General features: G+C 67.7%; 18 protein-coding genes. 8 read left to right on the plus strand and 10 right to left on the minus strand.

What is annotated here, in order from left to right:
- Window positions 1-33 precede the first annotated feature (33 nt).
- From MG068_RS02655 to MG068_RS02670, 3 genes are all read right to left on the minus strand, one after another.
- A complete protein-coding gene (locus tag MG068_RS02655) occupies window positions 34-417 on the minus strand; it encodes an H-NS histone family protein (protein WP_132809137.1) in 384 nt (127 codons plus the stop codon).
- A gap of 222 nt (window positions 418-639) precedes the next feature.
- Window positions 640-2343: a proline--tRNA ligase gene (locus tag MG068_RS02660; protein ID WP_132809139.1), complete on the minus strand. Its 1704-nt coding sequence runs from the start codon at window positions 2341-2343 to the stop codon at window positions 640-642.
- A 560-nt stretch (window positions 2344-2903) separates the two neighbouring features.
- Entirely contained in the window at window positions 2904-3278 is a 375-nt protein-coding gene (locus tag MG068_RS02670; RefSeq protein ID WP_049461832.1) for a DUF4124 domain-containing protein, read from the minus strand.
- A gap of 80 nt (window positions 3279-3358) precedes the next feature.
- Here MG068_RS02670 and pssA point away from each other — a divergent pair, with 80 nt between their 5' ends.
- Genes pssA through rimI form a run of 3 tightly spaced genes read left to right on the plus strand, consistent with a single transcriptional unit; the run spans window position 3359 to window position 5135 of the window.
- A complete protein-coding gene (gene pssA / locus MG068_RS02675) occupies window positions 3359-4135 on the plus strand; it encodes a CDP-diacylglycerol--serine O-phosphatidyltransferase (RefSeq protein ID WP_019660986.1) in 777 nt (258 codons plus the stop codon).
- The gene (locus MG068_RS02680; RefSeq protein WP_049461823.1) at window positions 4132-4641 is read left to right on the plus strand and encodes a hypothetical protein; all 510 of its coding nucleotides are present in this window, start codon (window positions 4132-4134) and stop codon (window positions 4639-4641) included. The genes pssA and MG068_RS02680 overlap by 4 nt, the downstream gene beginning before the upstream one ends.
- Window positions 4638-5135 (plus strand): ribosomal protein S18-alanine N-acetyltransferase, encoded by a 498-nt coding sequence (rimI, locus tag MG068_RS02685; RefSeq protein WP_032128003.1) that lies wholly within the window; start codon window positions 4638-4640, stop codon window positions 5133-5135. Before MG068_RS02680 ends, rimI begins: the two co-directional genes overlap by 4 nt.
- Window positions 5136-5239: 104 nt before the next feature.
- Here rimI and MG068_RS02690 read toward each other — a convergent pair whose 3' ends face one another.
- From MG068_RS02690 to MG068_RS02710, 5 genes are all read right to left on the minus strand, one after another.
- A complete protein-coding gene (locus MG068_RS02690) occupies window positions 5240-6061 on the minus strand; it encodes an EamA family transporter (protein WP_132811100.1) in 822 nt (273 codons plus the stop codon).
- A 121-nt stretch (window positions 6062-6182) separates the two neighbouring features.
- Entirely contained in the window at window positions 6183-9011 is a 2829-nt protein-coding gene (locus tag MG068_RS02695; protein WP_132809141.1) for a valine--tRNA ligase, read from the minus strand.
- A gap of 33 nt (window positions 9012-9044) precedes the next feature.
- Window positions 9045-9236, minus strand: coding sequence for a YqaE/Pmp3 family membrane protein (locus MG068_RS02700; RefSeq protein WP_012510005.1), 192 nt, complete (start codon window positions 9234-9236; stop codon window positions 9045-9047).
- 19 nt (window positions 9237-9255) lie between these two features.
- Window positions 9256-9681, minus strand: a complete 426-nt coding sequence (locus MG068_RS02705; protein ID WP_032128006.1) for a DNA polymerase III subunit chi — start codon at window positions 9679-9681, stop codon at window positions 9256-9258.
- Window positions 9682-9762: 81 nt separating this feature from the next.
- Window positions 9763-11241, minus strand: a complete 1479-nt coding sequence (locus tag MG068_RS02710) for a leucyl aminopeptidase (RefSeq protein WP_132809143.1) — start codon at window positions 11239-11241, stop codon at window positions 9763-9765.
- A 104-nt stretch (window positions 11242-11345) separates the two neighbouring features.
- Here MG068_RS02710 and lptF point away from each other — a divergent pair, with 104 nt between their 5' ends.
- The 3 genes from lptF to MG068_RS02725 are packed head-to-tail and all read left to right on the plus strand — an operon-like array spanning window position 11346 to window position 14458.
- Window positions 11346-12428, plus strand: a complete 1083-nt coding sequence (gene lptF / locus MG068_RS02715) for an LPS export ABC transporter permease LptF (RefSeq protein WP_100437851.1) — start codon at window positions 11346-11348, stop codon at window positions 12426-12428.
- Complete coding sequence (lptG, locus tag MG068_RS02720; RefSeq protein WP_132809145.1) at window positions 12425-13531, plus strand: LPS export ABC transporter permease LptG; 1107 nt, start codon at window positions 12425-12427, stop codon at window positions 13529-13531. The genes lptF and lptG overlap by 4 nt, the downstream gene beginning before the upstream one ends.
- 54 nt (window positions 13532-13585) lie before the next feature.
- A complete protein-coding gene (locus MG068_RS02725; protein WP_132809146.1) occupies window positions 13586-14458 on the plus strand; it encodes a hypothetical protein in 873 nt (290 codons plus the stop codon).
- A 54-nt stretch (window positions 14459-14512) separates the two neighbouring features.
- Here the strand turns inward: MG068_RS02725 and MG068_RS02730 are convergent, their stop codons facing one another.
- Window positions 14513-15004 carry an RDD family protein gene (locus MG068_RS02730; RefSeq protein WP_132809148.1) on the minus strand — a complete coding sequence of 164 codons (492 nt, stop codon included), beginning with the start codon at window positions 15002-15004 and terminating at the stop codon, window positions 14513-14515.
- 56 nt (window positions 15005-15060) lie between these two features.
- Between MG068_RS02730 and xerD the strand changes: the two genes are divergently transcribed.
- Window positions 15061-16038 (plus strand): site-specific tyrosine recombinase XerD, encoded by a 978-nt coding sequence (xerD, locus tag MG068_RS02735; RefSeq protein WP_110710998.1) that lies wholly within the window; start codon window positions 15061-15063, stop codon window positions 16036-16038.
- A 100-nt stretch (window positions 16039-16138) separates the two neighbouring features.
- Entirely contained in the window at window positions 16139-16924 is a 786-nt protein-coding gene (locus MG068_RS02740; RefSeq protein ID WP_132809150.1) for a DsbC family protein, read from the plus strand.
- 60 nt (window positions 16925-16984) lie between these two features.
- Here MG068_RS02740 and MG068_RS02745 read toward each other — a convergent pair whose 3' ends face one another.
- On the minus strand, window positions 16985-19084 hold the full coding sequence (locus tag MG068_RS02745; protein WP_049424946.1) for a glycosyl hydrolase family 18 protein: 2100 nt from the start codon (window positions 19082-19084) through the stop codon (window positions 16985-16987).
- Window positions 19085-19859: the final 775 nt, after the last annotated feature.

The raw sequence follows: 19859 nt of genomic DNA on the forward strand, positions 1-19859 counted from the left end.
CGCCGGCGTTTTTCAGTGCATCCCGATCCGGCCTCAGGCCTTCTTGATCAGGAAATCTTCCGGCTTCTTGCTGCCCTTGGCGGTCAGCTCGGCCATCCAGCGCGGCTGCTTGCCACGGCCGGTCCAGGTTTCCTTCGGATTGGCCGGGTTGCGGTACTTCGGCGCAACCTTGCCCAGCTTGCGGCCAGCGGTCTTCGACGGTGCCTTGGCGGCCTTGGCCACCTTGCGCGCGCGGGGGGCCGGGGCGTCGCCAAACAGTTCCTCGATGGTGTAACCCTCGGTCTTGGCCAGCTTGGTCAGCTGTGCCCGGACCTTGGTGATCGGCCGGCGCTTGGCGACGATGGTCTGCTGTTTCTTGGCGGTGCGGATCAGGGCGCCCAGCTCGCGTGCCGACAGGCCGGTCAGGTCAATGCTCATTTACGGTTACTCCGGAAACTAATAAGTGGACGGGACGAGCCAGTCCCTGGCGTCGCGGGACAGAATAAAGATGAATTAATCCCAGCACAAATGCAGACCGGTCATGGCCTGGCAGCATCCCGGCTGCATTGCGTCGATTTTGACCGGATTATGTCCGCTGCAATATTGCTCAAATGGGCGTCAGGCAAAAAAAGACCGGGGCATGCCCCGGTCTTTTCCTGATCAACCCTGCAGGCGCTGCAGCAGGGTGGCCTTGTCCAGGCTTTCCGCTTCGCTGGCACGACGCGAGCGGTACTCGTAGGTGCCGGCGGCCAGACCACGTTCGCTCACCACCACGCGGTGCGGGATGCCGATCAGTTCCATGTCGGCGAACATCGCGCCCGGGCGCAGGCCACGGTCGTCGAGTGCCGCGTCCAGGCCCGCATCGCGCAGCTCCTGCAGCAGGTTGGCCGCGGCGTCGGCCACGGCGGCGTCACCCTTCGGGTTGATCACGCACACCACCACCTGCCACGGCGCCATCGCGTCCGGCCAGATGATGCCGGCATCGTCATGGTTCTGTTCGATCGCGGCAGCCACCACGCGCGAGATACCGATGCCATAGCAGCCCATCGCCATCACCGCCGCCTTGCCGTTCTCGTCCAGAACGGTGGCATCCAGCGCTTCGGCGTACTTGCGGCCGAGCTGGAACACGTGGCCGACTTCGATGCCACGGGCGATCTTCAGTTCACCACCGTCCAGCGCGCGGTCACCGGCACGCACGTTGCGGATGTCGGCCACTTCCGGTTCCGGCAGGTCGCGGCCCCAGTTGACGCCAGCCAGGTGGAAACCGGCTTCGTTGGCGCCGACGACGAAGTCGGACATCGCCGCCACTTCGCGATCGGCCACCACGCGGATGGCCTTCGTCGGGGCGACCGGGCCGAGGAAGCCCGGCACGCTGCCCAGGTGCTCGGCGATTTCCGCCTCACTGGCGAAGCGCTGTTCGTCCAGGCCGGCAACCTTGGCCAGCTTGATCTCGTTGACCTCATGGTCGCCGCGTACCAGCAGCAGCACGAACTGCTGTGCCTTGCCTTCGCCGGCGATCAGCGCCACCGATTTCACCGTGCGCTGCAGGTCGATGCCGAGCAGCGCCGCGACATCCTCGCAGGTCTTCTGGGTGGGGGTATCGACCTTGCGCATGGCTTCGCTGGCGGCCGCACGCGGTGCCGGATCGGCAGCGATTGCCGCTTCCATGTTGGCCGCGTAGTCCGAACCGGTGGAGAACACCAGCGCGTCTTCGCCGGAATCGGCGATGACGTGGAACTCCTGCGAGGCATCACCGCCGATCGCGCCGGAGTCGGCCTGCACCATGCGGAAATCCAGGCCGAGTCGGGTGAAGATGCGGCTGTAGGCCGACTTCATGTTCTCGTACTCGCGTACCAGGCACTCATCGTGCAGGTGGAACGAATAGGCGTCCTTCATCAGGAACTCGCGCGAACGCATCACGCCGAAGCGCGGACGGATCTCGTCGCGGAACTTGGTCTGCACCTGGTAGAAGTTGACCGGCAGCTGCTTGTAGCTGGACAGCTCGCTGCGCGCGAAGTCGCAGGCGGCTTCTTCGGCGGTCGGGCTGTAGCAGAACACCTGGTCCTTGCGGTCCTTGATCTTCAACAGCTGCGGGCCGAACTTCTGCCAGCGGCCGGTCTGCTCCCACAGTTCCTTCGGCTGGATGGTCGGGATCTGGAATTCCACGGCACCGGCGCGGTCCATTTCCTCGCGCACGATGCGCTCGACCTTGCGCAGCACGCGCAGGCCCAGCGGCGACCAGGTGTACAGGCCCGATGCCAGCTTGCGGATCATGCCCGCGCGCAGCATCAGCCGGTGGCTGGTCAGCTCGGCGTCGCTGGGGGTTTCCTTGGTGGTGTGCAGGTGAAACTGGGAGAGGCGCATCGTCGGCTTCGGATAACGGCAGAGACGCCTATTCTGCCAGCCCGGCCGGGGGGAGGGGTATCGGCAGGGCTGCGCCCTGCACCCGCCTCAAGCAACGTCAACTGCAACTGCAACAGCGGGCTTCCCGTGGGATGGCGGGGTGGGTCCGGTTGCGGGGGACGCCGTAAATACGTCCCTGTGGCTCGGTCGCGCCATCCATGGCGCTCACGCCCTCGCAACCGGACCCACCCCGCCTTCGACAGTTTTCCGCGATCTGTCGCCCTTTTGTAGGGCCGAGCCATGCTCGGCTGCTGTTCGATCAATTCTCGAACTATTCGATTTCCATGGAGATTCATCCACGCATGGCGTGGATCTACTGACCACCGGGAATCTGTCGGGGGTGGGGCGGTGTCGGGTTGCGGGGTGTCAGCCGCATGGATGCGGCTGCCAAGCCTACATGGACGTACTTGCGGCGTCCCCGCAATCCGACACCGCCCCGCCATTCCACGGAATGCCCGCTTTTGACGTTGCCCTTGCCATTGCCTCTGCGGGTGCAGGGCTGCAAGCCCTGCCGATAACCCTCACTCCGCCGGGCAGTACGCCTTGATGGCGGCTTCAGCCAATCCCTTCTGCGCGCTGCGCTGCTCCGGAGCCAACGGGGTATCGGCCTTGCCATCACCATCGGTGTCCTGCATCACCTGGCCGCCGCCCTCCAGCAGGGCCAGGTTGGCGCGGGCGGTGCTGCACTGCTCGGGCACCGGCGCGGCCGGGGTCTCGGCGCTGGCCGCCGCCTGGGGACTGCGCGCCTGCGCCCGGGTCTCGAACTTCCTGCCCGCCGGCGGGGTCTCCGAATACTGGGTCACGCCATTGGCGTCCTTCCATTTATAGACCGGGCCGGCCACGGCGTTGGCACTGGCCAACAACAGCAGGCATCCAAGGCAGGACAGGGCACGCATGGCAAACTCCACGGAATGGGCGTAGAACGCCGATTGCAGCATTGGCGCCGAGCACTGGCAAGTCGATTAAACTGGATTCCATGGACCCGATCACACCGCCGCCGCGTTCGCGCACGATTTACCTGCTGCCCAACCTGTTCACCACCGCCGGCCTGTTTGCCGGCTTCTACGCGATCATCGCCGCGGCCAACGGGGACTTCGTCAACGCCAGCATCGCCGTGTTCGTGGCGGCGGTGATGGATGGCCTGGATGGGCGCGTGGCGCGCCTGACCGGCACCAGCAGCGAATTCGGCGTGCAGTACGACTCGCTGGCCGACCTGGTCAGCTTCGGCATGGCCCCGGCGCTGGTGATGTACCACTGGTCGCTGTCGTGGCTGAAGTTCGACGACCCGCTGCTGGGTCGCGTCGGCTGGGCCGTGGCCTTCCTGTATGCCGCCTGCGCGGCGCTGCGCCTGGCCCGCTTCAATACCCAGGTAGCGGTGGTCGACAAGCGCTGGTTCGTCGGCCTTGCCAGCCCGGCCGCGGCCGGCCTGATGATGTCCTTCGTCTGGGCGTTCGCCGATGGCAACCTGGGCTGGGACGGCAACCAGCTGCGCTACGTGGCGCTGGCGGTGACGATCATCGCGGCGCTGCTGATGGTCAGCCGCATCCGCTTCTGGAGCTTCAAGGGCGGCGGCGCCAAGGGCACCCGCTCCGACCGCGTGCCGTTCCTGGTACTGGCCCTGGTGCCAGTGGCGATCGCCATTGCGGTCATCGACCTGCCGCGCGTGCTGTTCGCGGTGGGCATCCTGTACGCCTTGTCGGGCCCGGTGATGTGGGCCGTGCAGCGCCTGCGCAAGAAGCCCGAGGCCGCGTGAGCGAGGACCTGCCCGTGCTGTGGTCACCGGCCCAGCAGGCCTGGCTGCAGGCCATGGGCTACACCGTCTATCACGACGGCCAGCTGGCCGCCGAGCTGGATGCCGCGCTGCAGCTGAGCGTGGCCGAAGCCGAGGCGGCTGCCACACCAGCGGCGGAGCAGGCGCGGGCGTCGACCGCACCCGCGCGCGAACCTCTGGCTGCGGCCGCACCGGTTTCCCGCCAGGAACGCCCGGCGCCAGCGCGTCGCGAGACCCCGATCAGCGCACCGGACACCGCGCCCGCGGCTGCCCGGCCGCTGCCTGGCGGCAATGCCCGGCAGCCGGTGGTGCGCCTGCCGGATCGCCTGCAGATCGCCTTGCTGCGCGCGTCCGGCTGCAATCCCAATGATCCGGCCACGCAGGCGCTGATGGACAGCTGGCCGCTGGACCAGCTGCGTCAGGACCCGGCCGCCAAGCGCGCGCTGTGGCCGCAGCTGCGCGCCCTGCGCAAGCGGGGCGCGCCATGAGTGCGGTCAGCCAGCCCGGTCCGGTCAGCCTGCGCGCGCTGCGCGAGAGCGACCTCAACGCGGTGATGGCGATTGAAGTACGCGGCTATCCGTTTCCCTGGACCCGCGGCATCTTCGTCGACTGCCTGCGTGCGGGCTATCCGGGCCTGGCCATGGAGCGCGATGGCCAGTTGATCGGCTATGGCGTACTCAGCATCGCGGCCGACGAAGCCCATGTGCTGAACGTCTGCATCGACCCGCTGACGCAGTCGCGTGGGCTCGGGCGCCAGCTGCTGCGCGCGCTGGTACAGCTGGCCGGCGACCGGGGTGCGCAGCGTGTGTTCCTGGAAGTGCGTCCGTCCAACACACCCGCGCTGGCCTTGTACCACAGCGAAGGCTTCAACGAGATCGGTCGCCGCCCGCGTTACTACCCGGCCGCACAGGGCCGCGAAGACGCGGTGGTGATGGCGATCGAACTGGTCGACGGCGACCTGCAGGCGATGCCGCCGCTGTAACGGAGAAGGGGTGCCGGCCAGCGGCCAGCACTACCGATGGATCTCCGCTGTCATCGACACATCACCTACCGTGGTAGGTGCCAACCTTGGTTGGCACGCTTTCCTCACGCCAGCCGCAGTGCCAACACACCCCCGACGATCAACGCCGCCGCCAGCCAGCGCGCGCGCGGAATCCGTTCGCGCAGCAGGAACACCGAGATCAGCAACGCGAACAGGATCGACGATTCGCGCAACGCCGAGACCATCGCCACCGGCGCCTGGGTCATTGCCCACAACGCCATCGCATACGAGGCGGTGGTGCCGACGCCACCGGCCAGCCCCAGCGGCCAGTGCTGCCGCGCATAGTCCAGCACCGCGCCGCGGCGCGTGTACAGCGCCCACAGTGGCAGTGGAATGCCCGACAGCAGGAACAGCCACAACGTATAGCTGAGTGCGCTGCCGGACTGACGCGCGCCCTGCGCATCGACCAGCGTGTAGGTGGCGATCATCGCCGCGGTCAGCAGCGGCAGGCGCAGCTGACCGCCACGCGCGCCCAGCGCCATGCACAGGATGCCGGTGCTGACCAGCACCACGCCCAGCCACGCTGCCGGTGGCAGCTGCTCGCCGAGCAGGGTGCCCGCCAACGCGACCAGGATCGGCGCGCTGCCACGCATCAGCGGGTAGGCCAGGCTCATGTCGACCTGCTGGTAACAGCGTGCGACCAGGCCGTAGTAGGTCACCTGCAGCAGCACCGACGCGCCCAGCCACGGCCAGCTGTGCGCGGCGGGAAATGGCAGGAAGGGCAGGGCAGCCGCCGACAGCAGTGCGGCGCTGCCGGTGACCAGCACGGTGCCGAGGAACTTGTCCGGCCCGCGTTTGACGATCGCGTTCCAGCTGGCGTGCAGGGCTGCAGCGGCGAGAACCAGCAGGAAGATGGAAAGCGGCATCCAGCGATGATGCCATGCGCGGGAAATGTAGAGTCGAGCCATGCTCGACTGCTGTCATGAGTCGAGCACGGCTCGACTCTACAAAAGGAAACGCCGGGCAGTACCCGGCGTTTCCCTGCACTTACAGCTTCGCGCGCTGCTCGCGCAGGCCGGCCAGCTGGGTGTTCCAGTCGACCAGGCGCACGCGCTCCTGCTCGACCACCGCCGGCGGCACCTTGTCGGTGAACTTGGCCAGCTTGGTTTCGCTCTTCTCCTGCTCGCCTTCCACGCGCTTGATCTCCTTGTCCAGGCGGGCACGCTCGGCATCGAGATCGACCAGGCCTTCCAGCGGCACCAGCAGCTTCAGTTCACCGACGATCGCGGCGGCAGCCGGCGGTGCACTTTCGCCTTCAGCCAGCCACTGGATGCTGTCCAGCTTGAGCAGGAACGACAGCGAGGCGCTGAAACGTTCGATGCGCACGCGGTCCTGCTCCAGACCGGCCTGCAGGCGCAGCGGCACCAGCTTGGACGGCGCGACGTTCAGCTCACTGCGCACGCGGCGCACGGCACTGATCACGGCCTTCAGCCATTCCACGTCGGCCTCGGCCTGGGCGAAATCGCCTTCGAACTCGGCGGCGGTCGGGTACGGACGCAGCGACAGCGTGGTTTCGGCCAGGCCCAGGCGCGGGGCCAGCTGCTGCCACAGCTGTTCGGTGATGAACGGCGTGAGCGGGTGCAGCAGGCGCAGCAGCGCTTCCAGCACGTACAGCAGAGTGTGGCGGGTGCTTTCGGCGTCGGCGGCATCGGCACCATTCAGTGCCGGCTTGCTCAGCTCCAGGAACCAGTCGCAGAACTCGTTCCAGGCGAACTCGTACAGGCACTGCGCCAGCAGGTCGAAGCGGTAGTTGGCGTAGTGGCCCTGCGCCTCGGTGGACACCGCCGCCAGGCGCGCAAGGATCCAGCGCTCGGCATCGGTGCGCGGCGTCGGCACGCCGGTGAACGTTGCACCCTCGGTGTTCATCAGGGTGAAGCGGCTGGCGTTCCACAGCTTGTTGCAGAAGTTCTTGTAGCCCTCGGCGCGGTTCATGTCGAACTTGATGTCGCGGCCGTGGGTGGCCAGCGCGGCGATGGTGAAGCGCAGCGCATCGGCACCGTGGGCAGCAATGCCGTCCGGGAATTCCTTGCGGGTGGCCTTCTCGATCTTCTCCACCATCTTCGGCTGCATCAGGCCGCCGGTGCGCTTGGCGACCAGATCGTCGATGGTGATGCCGTCGATGATGTCCAGCGGATCGAGCACGTTGCCCTTGCTCTTGGACATCTTCTGGCCCTGGCCGTCGCGGATCAGGCCGGTGAAGTAGACGTCCTTGAACGGGATCTTCCCGACCAGGTTGTCGGTGGCCATGATCATGCGCGCCACCCAGAAGAAGATGATGTCGAAGCCGGTGATCAGCACCGACGACGGCAGGTAGCGGTCGAAGCCGCGCTCGGCCATGGCCTGTTCGTTCGGCCAGCCCAGGGTGGAGAACGGCCACAGCTGCGAGGAGAACCAGGTCTCCAGCACGTCGCTTTCCTGGTTCAGCACCACGTCGCTGCCCAGGTTGTGCTTCGCCCGCACTTCCTCTTCGCTGCGACCGACGTAGCAGCTGCCGGTGGCTTCGTCGAACCACGCCGGAATGCGGTGGCCCCACCACAGCTGGCGGCTGATGCACCAGTCCTGGATGTTGTTCATCCAGTGACGGTAGGTGTTGATCCAGTTCGGCGGCACGAAGGAAATGCTGCCGTCTTCGACCAGCTCCAGGCCACGCTTGGCCAGGTCGTCCATCTTCACGAACCACTGGTCGGTCAGGTACGGCTCGATCACCTGGCCGGTACGGTCGCCGCGCGGCACCTGCAGCTTGTGCGCCTTGGTCTCGACCAGGATGCCCAGGTCTTCCAGCTCGGCCAGCACGGCCTTGCGCGCGGCGTAGCGGTCCAGGCCCTGGAAGCGCTCCGGCGCGTTTTCGTTCAGCGCCGCCACCGGGGTGAACAGGTTGATCATCGGCAGGCTGTGGCGCACACCCACTTCGTAGTCGTTGAAATCGTGCGCCGGGGTGACCTTGACCACGCCGGTGCCGAACGCACGGTCCACGTAGTCATCGGCGATCACCGGGACGCGGCGGCCGGTCAGCGGCAGCACCACGCTCTTGCCGATCAGGTGCGCATAACGCGCGTCTTCCGGGTGCACCATCACCGCGGTATCGCCCAGCAGGGTTTCCGGGCGGGTGGTGGCGACAACCAGGTAGTCGCGGGTTTCGCGCAGGGTTTCCACGCCGTCGGCATCGCGCTCGACGTGTTCGTAGCTCAGGCCCTCATCCAGCGTGTAGGCGATCGACCACAGGAAGCCGTCTTCCTCGGCGCTTTCCACTTCCAGGTCGGAAATGGCGGTCTTCAGCACCGGGTCCCAGTTGACCAGGCGCTGGCCGCGGTAGATCAGGCCCTGCTCGTACCAGCGCACGAAGGCCTCGTTGACCGCCGCCGACGGCTGCGGGTCCATGGTGAAGGTGCTGCGCGACCAGTCGGCGGAGGTGCCGAGGCGGCGCATCTGGCGTTCGATGGTGTCGCCGGACTGCTGCTTCCACTCCCAGACCTTGCCGATGAAGCCTTCGCGGCCCAGCGAATCGCGGGTCTCGCCCTTGCCTTCCAGCGCCAGGTTGCGGCTGACCACCATTTCGGTGGCGATGCCGGCATGATCGGTACCGACCTGCCACAGCGTGTCGTAGCCACGCATGCGGTGGTAGCGCACCAGCGCGTCCATCAGGGTCTGCTGGAAGGCGTGGCCCATGTGCAGGGTGCCGGTCACGTTCGGCGGCGGCAGCAGGATGGTGTAAGGCTCGCCCGTGCCGGACGGCTTGAAGTGGCCGGCCTTCTCCCAGGCCTCGTAGAGGTTGGTCTCGAAGGACTTCGGGTCGTAACTGGAGGCGAGTTGGGTCATGCGGGGGAACCGGTAATCAAGGCGGAAGGGAGATCAGCGCGGCCCGAGGGCGCGCCGGATCTTCTGGTCGGTGTGGTACTGGCTGACCGCGTAGGCGGCCCAGATGGCGGCGGGCAGCCAGCCGATCAGGGTGATCTGCAGGATCAGGCAGACAATGCCGGCAAACGGCCGGCCGATGGTGAAGAAGGACAGCCAGGGAAGAATCAGGGCGATCAACAGGCGCATCAAGGGGTCCTCGCTGGACTTACATGTCGTGCTTGTTCAGGTCGTAACCGGCGGTCTTGTACTGGCGCCAGCGTTCGCGCAGCGGTTCGCGCGCTTCCGGGTCGGCCGGAACCACTTCCAGCACGCGCTCGCACTCGCCCAGCCAGGGTTCATCACGCAGGTTGATCACCAGCGGGCGCGCCGGTGCCTCGGTGCCCGGCACGGCGATCAGCACCAGGGCTTCTTCCTCGTCCATGTCCTCGCCGGCGATCTGGTGCGGGATGTAGGCATCGTTGTCGAACGCCCACAGCAGTTCGTCCAGCTCCTCGGCCTGGGCCTGGTCGCGGGCCAGCACCAGGGTGAACAACCCGGCGTCGTTGGCCTTGCGCGCCAGCTCGCAGACCAGGCGCAACGGCTCGGTCAGGAAGCGGGGCTTGGCGATCAGGTAGAAGTCGGCGCGGGGCATGGCAGGGTCCGGGTCAGGCAGGGGCCCGGCAGTGCCGGGCGAGGCCCTGGCCGGCGGGGCCGGCCAGGGTCGGGTACGGCATCAGGCGCGGGCGGCCTGGTCCAGCAGCCACTGGCTCAGCAGGCCGACCGGGCGGCCGGTGGCCATGCCACGCTTGCCTTCATCGCTGGCCACGCCGGCGATGTCCAGGTGGGCCCAGCGCTGGCCTTCGGCGAAGCGCGACAGGAAGCAGCCAGCGGTGATCGCGCCGGCCCAGCGGCCGCCGATGTTGTAGACGTCGGCGAAGGTCGAATCCAGCATCGGCTGGTATTCGTCCCACAGCGGCAGGCGCCAGGCGCGGTCGAACACCTGCTCGCCGGCGGCCAGCAGCTCGTTGGCCAGGTCGTCGTGCTTGCTCATCAGGCCGGCGGTCTGGTGGCCCAGGGCGACCATGCAGGCACCGGTCAGGGTGGCGACGTCGACCAGCGCGGCCGGCTCGAAGCGCTGCGCGTAGGTCAGCGCGTCGCACAGGATCAGGCGGCCTTCGGCGTCGGTGTTGCCCACTTCGATGGTCTTGCCCGACATCGAGGTGATCACGTCGGACGGACGGTAGGCGTTGCCGTCGATGGCGTTTTCCACCGCCGGCACCACCACCACCAGGTTCAGCGGCAGCTTGGCCTTGACCGCAGCGACGAAGGTGCCGATGACGTTGGCGCCACCGCACATGTCGTACTTCATCTCTTCGATGCCGCCCTGGGTCTTCAGGTTGACGCCACCGGTATCGAAGGTGATGCCCTTGCCGACCAGCACGTACGGCTTGGCGTCGCCGCCATTGCTCCACTTCAGCACGACCAGGCGCGGGCGGTTGGCCGAACCACGGGCCACGGCCAGCAGCGAGCCCATGCCCAGTGCTTCCATCTGGTGCTCGTCGAGGATCTCGGCTTCGGCACCGTCGTGCTCGCCGGCGAACTTCACGCCGACCTCGGCCAGATGGGCCGGGGTGCAGTAGTTCGGCGGCAGGTTGCCCAGTTCGCGGGCGAACTCGACACCGGCGGCGATGGCCTGGCCCTGGGCCAGGGCCTGCGCGTCGTCACCGGCGATGGCCAGCTGGGCCAGGCCGGCGTCGTCGGCCTTCTTCTTGCCCAGGGTGGCGGTGTAGCGGTACGCGGCATGATCGGCGGCGATCACCGCCTGGCGGATCGCCCAGGCCGCGTCGCGGTCCTTCACCGCCACTTCGGACAGGGTGAACAGTGCGCTGCGGGCAGCACCGGCCTTCAGCGCGCGCACGGCGTCGCCGACGGCCTTCAGGTACTGCGGCACGCCGAAGCGGGCGGCTTCGCCCAGGCCGACCACCAGCACGCGCGGGGCGGTCACGCCCGGCAGGTCGTGCAGCAGGGTGGTGGCGCCGGTCTTGCCGGACAGGTCGCCGCGCTGGGCCAGGGCGGCCAGGCGGCCACCGCTGGCGGCGTCCAGGGCCTGTGCGGCCGGGGTCAGGGTATGGTCGGCATACGCGCCAACCACCAGGCAATCGACGGTGGCGGCGGCCGGAGCAACGTGGTTCAGGGTGAATTCGAGGGCCATTGAGCAGATTCCATTGGCGAGTCCGTACAATCGCAGGCCGTTTACGCCCAGACAGTAGACTGGGCGGCACCGCGAACGAACCCCAGAGTTTAAACCACCGCCCCATGCTGAAGCTCGACCGATACCTGCTGGGCGATTTCGTCCAGAGTTTCCTGGCTACCCTGATCGTCCTGCTGGTGGTCAGCGTGGGCGGCGTGCTGGTGGACATCCTCGGCAACATCGCCGACGGGCGCCTGCCGGCCAAGCTGCTGTTCTCGCAGCTGGGCCTGCAGTTCATCGCCTACCTGCCGCTGATCCTGCCGCTGGCGCTGATGCTGGGCCTGCTGCTGGCCATCGCCCGCCTGTACCGCGACTCGGAAATGGCAGTGATCACCGCCATTGGTGTCGGCCCCAAGCGACTGCTGCGGCCACTGCTGATGCTGGTGGTGCCGGTGGTGGCACTGGTGGGCGCCTGCTCGCTGTGGCTGGGCCCGTGGGCCGGCCGGGTGGCCGAGCAGATGATCATCGAGGCCAACCGCAGCGTGCTGATGGCCGGTCTGGAGCCGGGCCGCTTCACCCCGCTGCCCAACGGCGGCGTGGTCTACCTGTCCTCGATCTCGCCCGATGGCACCCAGCTGGGCAAGGTGTTCCTGCAGCGCCAGAAGGATGACCGCCTGGAGGTGGTGTCGGCCAATGGCGGCCGCATGTTCTTCGAGGGCACCCGTCAGCGCTTCCTGGAGCTGGATGACGGCCACCAGGTGGAAGGGCCGGTGGCTGGTGGCCTGGACTACCGCCTGGCGACCTTCGCCCGCAATGACGTGGCCCTGCCCGATGGCGCGCAGACCCGCACCGAGGATGACCCGGAACTGATGCCGACCCTGCAGCTGATCGGCGATGAGCGTCCGCAGGCGCAGGCGCAGCTGCACCGCCGCCTGGCGCCGCCGCTGATCGCGCTGGCGTTCGCCCTGCTGACCGTGCCGCTGGGCCGCAGCTCGCCGCGCCAGCAGCGCTACGGCCGCATGATGCTGGCGCTGATGGCCTACATGGTCGGTACCAATCTGATGTTCATCGGCAGCGGCTGGATCGCCAACGGCAAGATCCCCCCAGCGCTCGGCCTGTGGTGGTTGACCCTGCCGTTGCTGGCGCTGGCAATCTGGATGTATGCACGTGATGGCCGCCTGGGCCGCTCGAAGGGAGCCCGCGCATGAGGCTGCGCCCGATGCGTTTCGACCTGTACCTGGGCCGGTCGGTGTTCACCACGGTGCTGCTGACCTGGGCCGTGCTGGTTGGCCTGGACGTGGTGATGGCGTTCTCCGGCGAGTTCAAGGACATCGGCAAGAACGGCTACACGCTGGGCCATGCCGCCGCATGGGTGCTGTACACGGTGCCACGCCGCGCCTACACCATGTTCCCCACCGCCGCGGTGATCGGTGCACTGATGGGCCTGGGCCAGCTGGCGGCGACCTCGGAGCTGACCGCGCTGCGAGCGCTGGGCCTGTCGCGCAAGCGCCTGAGCGTTTCAGTGGCGATCGCGCTGTCGCTGCTGACCGCGGTGATGGTGTTCAGCGCCGAGACCCTGGGCCCCTGGGGCCAGGACCGCGCCGATGCGTTGAAGTCCAGCGCCAAGTGGGGGCGGGATATCGCCACCAGCCGTTACTCGGGCCTGTGGGCACGCGAGGGCGATACCTTCCTCAACGCGCAGAGCGGCGAGGAGCAGCTGGTCGGCGACAAGGGCACGCGCCTGATCCTGCGCGACGTGCGCCTGTACCGCATCGCCGAGAATGGGGGCATCGCCTCATTGACCCATGCCGACACCGCCGAGCATGACAGGGATGGCTGGGTGCTGACCGGGGTACGTCGCGATACCTTCGGCGAGCGCTCGGCGACCCGCCAGGAAATCGCGCGCGAACCGTGGAATTCGAAGCTGGATGCGGCCGCATTGGCCACCGGCATCGCCAAGCCGCGCAACCTCAGCCTGGCCGAACTGAGCACCAGCATCACCTACCGGCAGCGCAACGGGCTGGACGCGCGTGACTTCGAGGACGTGTACTGGAGCCGCTGGTTCTACCCGTTGAACGTGCTGGCGCTGTGCCTGGCGGCGGTGCCGTTCGCGTTCGGTTCGCTGCGCAGCGGCGGCATGGGCAAGCGCCTGTTCCTGGGCATCCTGTTCGCGCTGGGCTTCTGGCTGCTGCAGCTGTTCTTCGGCCGCATGGCCGGCGCGCTGAAGTTCGATTACCGCATTGCCTATGCGCTGCCACCGATCGTGATGCTGGTGGTGTCCGGACTGCTGTTCCGGCGCAAATCAGGTTGATTCCCAGGGAGCCGGGCAAGGCCCGGCTGTTTCCGTTTCACTTCAAGGACGAACATGAGCTTCCAACGCTTTCTGCCGTACATCGCGGCCGTGCTGCTTTCTGCCGGCTGCAGCCGGTCCACCGTCGACTTCGAGATCGACAACCCGACGGATGCACCGCTGACCTTGTCGGTCGACCAGCAGGTGCATACCCTGCCGCCGCACACCTCCATGCCCCTGGTCCTGGAGCCGGGCCAGTACCGGCTGCAGAGCGAGAAAATCGGCAGCGTACGCATGGTTGTCTACGCCGACGGGATCGGTGGGCTGATCAACCCGGCCATGGCCGAGTACGTGATCGTCACCGAGCAGTACGTCACCAGCAAAACCAATACCGGCAACCTGGCATCGAAGATCGAACTGAACGATGTGGAGATCGAGGGTCCCTACGTGAAGGCGACCGGCTTCTTCATTCCGCGCCGCTGGGACGCAGGACTGAAGGGCGAGCTGCCTGACACGGTGGTCTCCAGCAGCCCGGATACCTCGTCCGACTACCGGACCAAGCTCTACAACGTGCCTGGCTTCTTCGAATACCTGGATGCCGGGGACGAGCTGAAGGAGGCTTTCGGGCCGGATGGCTACCGGCCGCCGGCAGCATCGGTGGCTTTCACTGCCGCCCAGCTGCCGCCGCTTCCGGCGGCCTATGAGGCCCAGGGCAAACCGATGCGCGAGCTGTACGCGCAGTACCTTGCCGCAACCGATGCAGGCGAGCAGAAGCGCCTGAAGAAGGCCAGCCTGAAACTGTGGCAGGAGTTCGTGAAGACCCGTGCGCAATTGAGCGGACAGTCGCCGGTGGCCGATGATGTGCAGGCCAATGCGTTTGCGTCCGCCTTCTTCGACCTCTGGACGCAGCCGGCGGTGATCCTGCCGGACCCGGCGCCAGCCGGCTGACCGCTGCGTTGATCGTGTAGAGCCGAGCCCATGCTCGGCTCTACACGTGGTGCATCACTGCTTCGGCATGCGCATCAGGCGGGTGCCGCTGGCGCGGTCGTGCCAGGTCAGGCGGTCGCGGTCGACCCATGCCCACCAGAACCCCAGTCCACCCAGCAGCAGCGACAGTGAGCCCACCGCGAAGCGCAGCCACAGTTGGCCGCGCCGCAGCGGCGTGCCATCGCTCGATTGCAGTTTCAGCCGCCACGGTCGCATGCCCAGCGTCTGCCCGCCGCGTCGCCAGCTGGCCGTGGCGTACCCCCCCGTGATCACCCAGCACACCGCCCACAGCAGCCACTGCCAGGCACTGAACGGTGCGATGTTCTCGCGCTGCGCGTGGCCGCTGAAGGTGTAGGCGAGGGTGAACAGCGTGCCGGCCAGCATCCACAGCGCCAGCACCGGCAGTGCGTCGTAGACCATCGCCAGCACGCGCCAGACCAACAAGGCACGTGGGCGCGGCGCTTCGGTAGTGGCCGCAGGGGCGGTGTCGGTGACGGGGCGGGACATGCGCCGAGCATACGCAAAGCTGGCCGTGCCCGCAGTGGCCCTCGTATCCTGCACCCATGGCCCTTGTTTCAACCCCCGCCGAACGCCGCCAGCTGGTGCAGCAACTGCCCGAACTGCGCGCCGACGACAGCGTGCGCATCCAGCGCTTCCTCGATGCGATCTGGGCCGAGAACGGCCTGGCCCGCGCCACCCTCGACAGCTACCGGCGCGACCTGGAAGGGCTTGCGCGCTGGATGGATGGGCGCGACGGTGGCCTGGCCGGCATCGAGCGCCCGGGGCTGTTCGATTACCTGGCCTGGCGCACCCGGCATGGCTGGTCGCCGCGCAGCAATGCGCGCCTGCTGTCGGCGCTGCGCGCGTTCTTCGCCGATGGCGTGCGCCGTGGTGAACGCAGCGAGGACCCCAGTGCACTGCTGGACCCGCCGAAGCTGCCGCGGCTGTTGCCGAAGGCGCTGGCCGAAAGCCAGATCGACGCACTGCTGGCGGCGCCGGACATCGACAGTCCGCTGGGCCTGCGCGATCGCGCCATGCTGGAGCTGATGTATGCCGCCGGCCTGCGCGTGAGCGAGCTGGTGCTGCTGCCGGCCACGGCAGTCAACCTGCGCCAGGGCGTGCTGCGGGTCACGGGCAAGGGCAGCAAGGAGCGGCTGGTGCCGCTGGGCGAGGAATCGCAGCACTGGCTGGAACGCTACCTGCAGCAGTCGCGGCCGCAGCTGGTCGGCAGGGGCAGGGTGCAGGCACTGGCCGATGGGCAGACGCCGTTGTTCGTCGAGCCGACGCTGCATGCGCTGACCCGGCAGGCCTTCTGGCACCTGGTCAAGCGCCACGCGCAGGTGGCCGGTATCGACCCGGTGCGGATCAGCCCGCATGGCCTGCGCCACAGCTTCGCCACCCACCTGCTCAACCGCGGCGCCGACCTGCGCGCGCTGCAGATGCTGCTCGGCCACAGCTCGCTGTCGACCACCCAGATCTACACCCTGGTGGCCCGCGAACACCTGCAGAAGCTGCACGCGCGCCACCATCCGCGCGGCTGAGCAGCGGCCTGAACCCCGGCCTCGGACGGTGGGCGGTGTCGCGGCCCGGTAGCGGCGGCTGTGTCAGAATCCGGGGTCTTCTTCTGTCGCGGACCGCTCCATGCTCCGATTTGCCATCGCCGCCGTGTTCGGTGCGCTCAGCCTGACCGCCTGCGCCCAGCCGGCTCCGCCGGCCGCCAAGGCACCCGCCGCGGCTGCGGCCAAGGCCGTCCCGGCCGCCAACGCTTCGGCCGACCAGGCCGTACGCGCCGCGCTGACCGCCCTGAATCCCGGCTTCCAGGTGGACTACATCGGCGCTGCGCCGTTCCCCGGCTTCCGCGAAGTGGTGGTCTCCGGCCAGTTGCTGTACGTGTCCGACGATGGCCGCTACCTGTTCCAGTCGCAGCCCTACGACACGCGTGCCAAGGGCCCGGCCAACAGCGAGGGCCTGCTCGGCTACCGCCGCGATCTGCTGGCCAAGGCCAACCACGGCGACCGCATCGTATTCGCTGCGCCCAACGCCAAGTACACCATCAGCGTGTTCACCGACATCGAGTGCGGCTACTGCCGCAAGCTGCATCAGGACATCGCGGAGCTCAACCGCAACGGCATCTCGGTCGAGTACCTGGCATTCCCGCGCATGGGCCTGGGCAGCAAGGACTACACCGACATGATTTCGGTCTGGTGTGCAGCGGATCGCCGCCAGGCCCTGACCAACGCCAAGCGCGGTGGCAGTGTGCCGGCCAAGAACTGCACCAACCCGGTGGCGATGCAGTACGCGCTGGGCCAGCAGTTGGGCGTGAACGGCACGCCGGCGATCTTCGCGCCGGATGGCACCCAGCTGGGCGGTTACCTGCCGCCGGCGCAGCTGCGTGCGGCGCTGGAAAAGCTGTCGGCCAAGCGCTGATCGCCGCCGACCTCTACAGGTGGGAGGCCGGGGATGCGTGCCGCATCCCCGGCTTTTTTCTTACTTCAGGCCATCACTGACCGCCTTGGTCAGCGTGCCCTGTGCATCGTCACCACTGAACTCCCAGACGAACGCGCCGCCCAGGCCCTGGGTCTTCACGTAGCCCATCTTGCGGGTGATGTTGGCCGGGGTATCGAAGCTCCACAGCGTGCTGCCGTTGTAGATCCAGGTGGCACCGGCCGTGTTGTCGGTGTAGCCCGGCCACGCCAGGTTCTTCAGCACCTTCCAGTCTTCGATGCCGGCTTCATACGTGCCCGGGGCGGCACCGGTCGCGGTCTGGTACAGGCCGTTGTTGGCGTTGGTCACACCGGTCCAGCCACGCCCGTAGTAGCCGATGCCCAGGTTGAGCTTGGCGGCGGGCACGCCACGGCTGATGAAGGCCTCGATGGCGTCGTTGCTGTTGTAGAGCTTCTGGTCGCCGGTGGACGGATCATTCGGCGAATCGAACAGCGCCGACTGGTGATTGGTCTTCGCATCCCACGCGCCGTGGAAGTCGTAGGTCATCACGTTGATGTAGTCCAGGTACGGGTGGTACGCGGCCGGATCAGTGACGCGGATCTTGTCGATGCCGGCACCCACCGCCACCGTCAGCAACAGGCCCGGACGCACCGCATCGAGCTGGCGGCGGAACTCGGCCATCAGCGCGGTGAAGTTGGCGTTGTCCTCCGGCTTGCCGCATTCGATACCACAGGCCACCGGGTACTCCCAGTCGACGTCGATGCCGTCGAACACGCCCAGTGCGGCACCGGCGCCACCGGCACCGTCGGTCACCGGCAGGTTGCCCTTGATGTAGGCGTCGATGCACGAGGCGACGAAGGCCTGGCGGTTTTCCGGACGCGCCGCGCTGGAGAAACCACGCGACCAGGTCCAGCCACCCAGCGAGATCAGCACCTTCATGCCCGGGTACTTGGCCTTGAGCTGCTTGAGCTGGTTCCAGTTGCCGCGCAGCGGCTGATCCCAGGTATCGGCGCTGCCGCTGACGCTCTCGGCGGCACTGAAGGCCTTGGTGTAGTCGGCGAAGGCATCGCCACCGGCACCGCTGTTCGGATCCGACGGCTGGGTGATGCCCACTTCGCAACGGTTGTTGCGCACATTGCCGAACGCGTAGTTGATGTGGGTCAGGCGTGCGGCCGAGCCACTGCTGTCGATGTTCTTGACCCGGTAGTTGCGGCCGTAGATGCCCCACTGGGTGAAGTAACCGATCACCCGCTTGCCGGTGGTGCCGCCGTCGCCGGCCAGCGTAGTGGCGCTGATCTCGGTGCCCTGGGCCGAGGCGTTGCCGGCGTTGTCGCGGGCACGAACCCGGTAGCGGTAGGTGGTGGAGGCAGTCAGCCCGCCATCGATGTAGCTGGCGCTGGACGGTGAACCGACCAGGCTGCCGTTGCGGTACACGTCGTAGCCGGCCACGCCGCTGCCACCGGTGTTGTCGGTGGACGGGCTCCAGCTGAGCGCGATGCTGTTGGCGGTGCGGGTGCCGACCGCCAGCCCGCCCGGCACGCTCGGTGCGGTGGTATCGCCACCGGCGGCGTTGACGGTGATGGTGATGGTCGCGGTGCTGGTGGTGGCGTTGTTGTTGTCGGTCGCGACTGCACGCAGGGTGTGGCTGCCGGCGCTGGCATTGGCCCAGCTGGCCGCGTACGGCGCACTGGTGGCCACGCCCAGCGTGCTGCCATCGCGGAAGAACTCGACCTTGGCGACGCTGCCGTCCGGATCACTGGCGTTGGCGGTCACGTTGACCGTGCTGCCGGCGCTGAAGGTGGCGCCGTTGGCCGGCGAGGTCAGGCTGACCACCGGCGGCTGGTTGCTGCCGCTGCCATCGCAGGCACCGAGGTTGGTGTAGTAGGGCGCACCGGCCGGATGGTCCGGCGGCGCGTTCCAGATGTCCTGGTTCGCCCGATAGAGGACGCCTCCTTTCTGCAGGGTATCGCCGGCCCGGTAGATCTTGGCCTGGTCCCACTGGGCCACCCCGGCACAGCTGGCGGCCTGCGCCAGGCCGGGCAGGGCGGCGGTACCGGCGGCCAGGGCAAGCAGCCAGGCCAGGCGGCGGGGACGACAGCTTCGGGTCGAACGTTCGGCACTGCGCACAATCGGGTCGTACATGGGTAAGTCTCCGATCAAAGGGCGCGCGGGCCCCGATGGCGCCGCGCGTGACGCAGGTCCGGGCGTCGCCGGGGAAGGCGACGGAGGGGGCGGACGGAGGTACCTGGGAGGCCGGGGAGAGAGTCCGGCGCCAGGTAGGGACAACGTTGTCATCAATCGTGTGGTCAATCCGTGAGCGAGTGCATGGTTCGGGGATTTGGCGGAGAGCGGCGCTGGTGCGCGGTCGGCGGCCATCGGCGGAGCCCCTCGTGGCTGGGGTGGGTCGCTGAAAGCGGGTTTCTGAGAGTTGGCCGGGTGGGTGGGCTGCGCAGGGGACGCTGCAAGTACGTCCATGTAAGCTCGATCGCCGCATCCATGCGGCTCACGCCCCTGCGCAGCCCACCCGCACGGCCACGGACAGGTTCCTGCGCGGCCAGCCACGGAAGACAGAACAAAAAATCAAAAGCAAAAGCCGTTCGCTTCGCTCTTCAATGCCTGACTTCTGAGATTTCCCTGGTTGCCGGCCAGCGGCCGGCACTACCGGGGAGCATCCACGCATGGCGTGGATCTACTGCAGATCGCGGAAATCTGTCGAAGGTGGGGTGGGTCCGGTTGCGGGGGCGTGAGCCGCATGGATGCGGCGATCGAGCCTCCATGGACGGATTCACGGCGTCCCCCGCAACCGGACCCACCCCGCCATCCCACGGGAACCCCGCTTTTGCTTTGGCAGTTGCCGTTGCCTTGGCCTCTGCGGGTGCCGGGCGCCGCCCGGCCAAAGCCCTTCCCCCGCTTCCGG

The organism is Stenotrophomonas sp. ASS1, assembly GCF_004346925.1.
Classification (GTDB): Bacteria; Pseudomonadota; Gammaproteobacteria; order Xanthomonadales; family Xanthomonadaceae; genus Stenotrophomonas; species Stenotrophomonas maltophilia_A.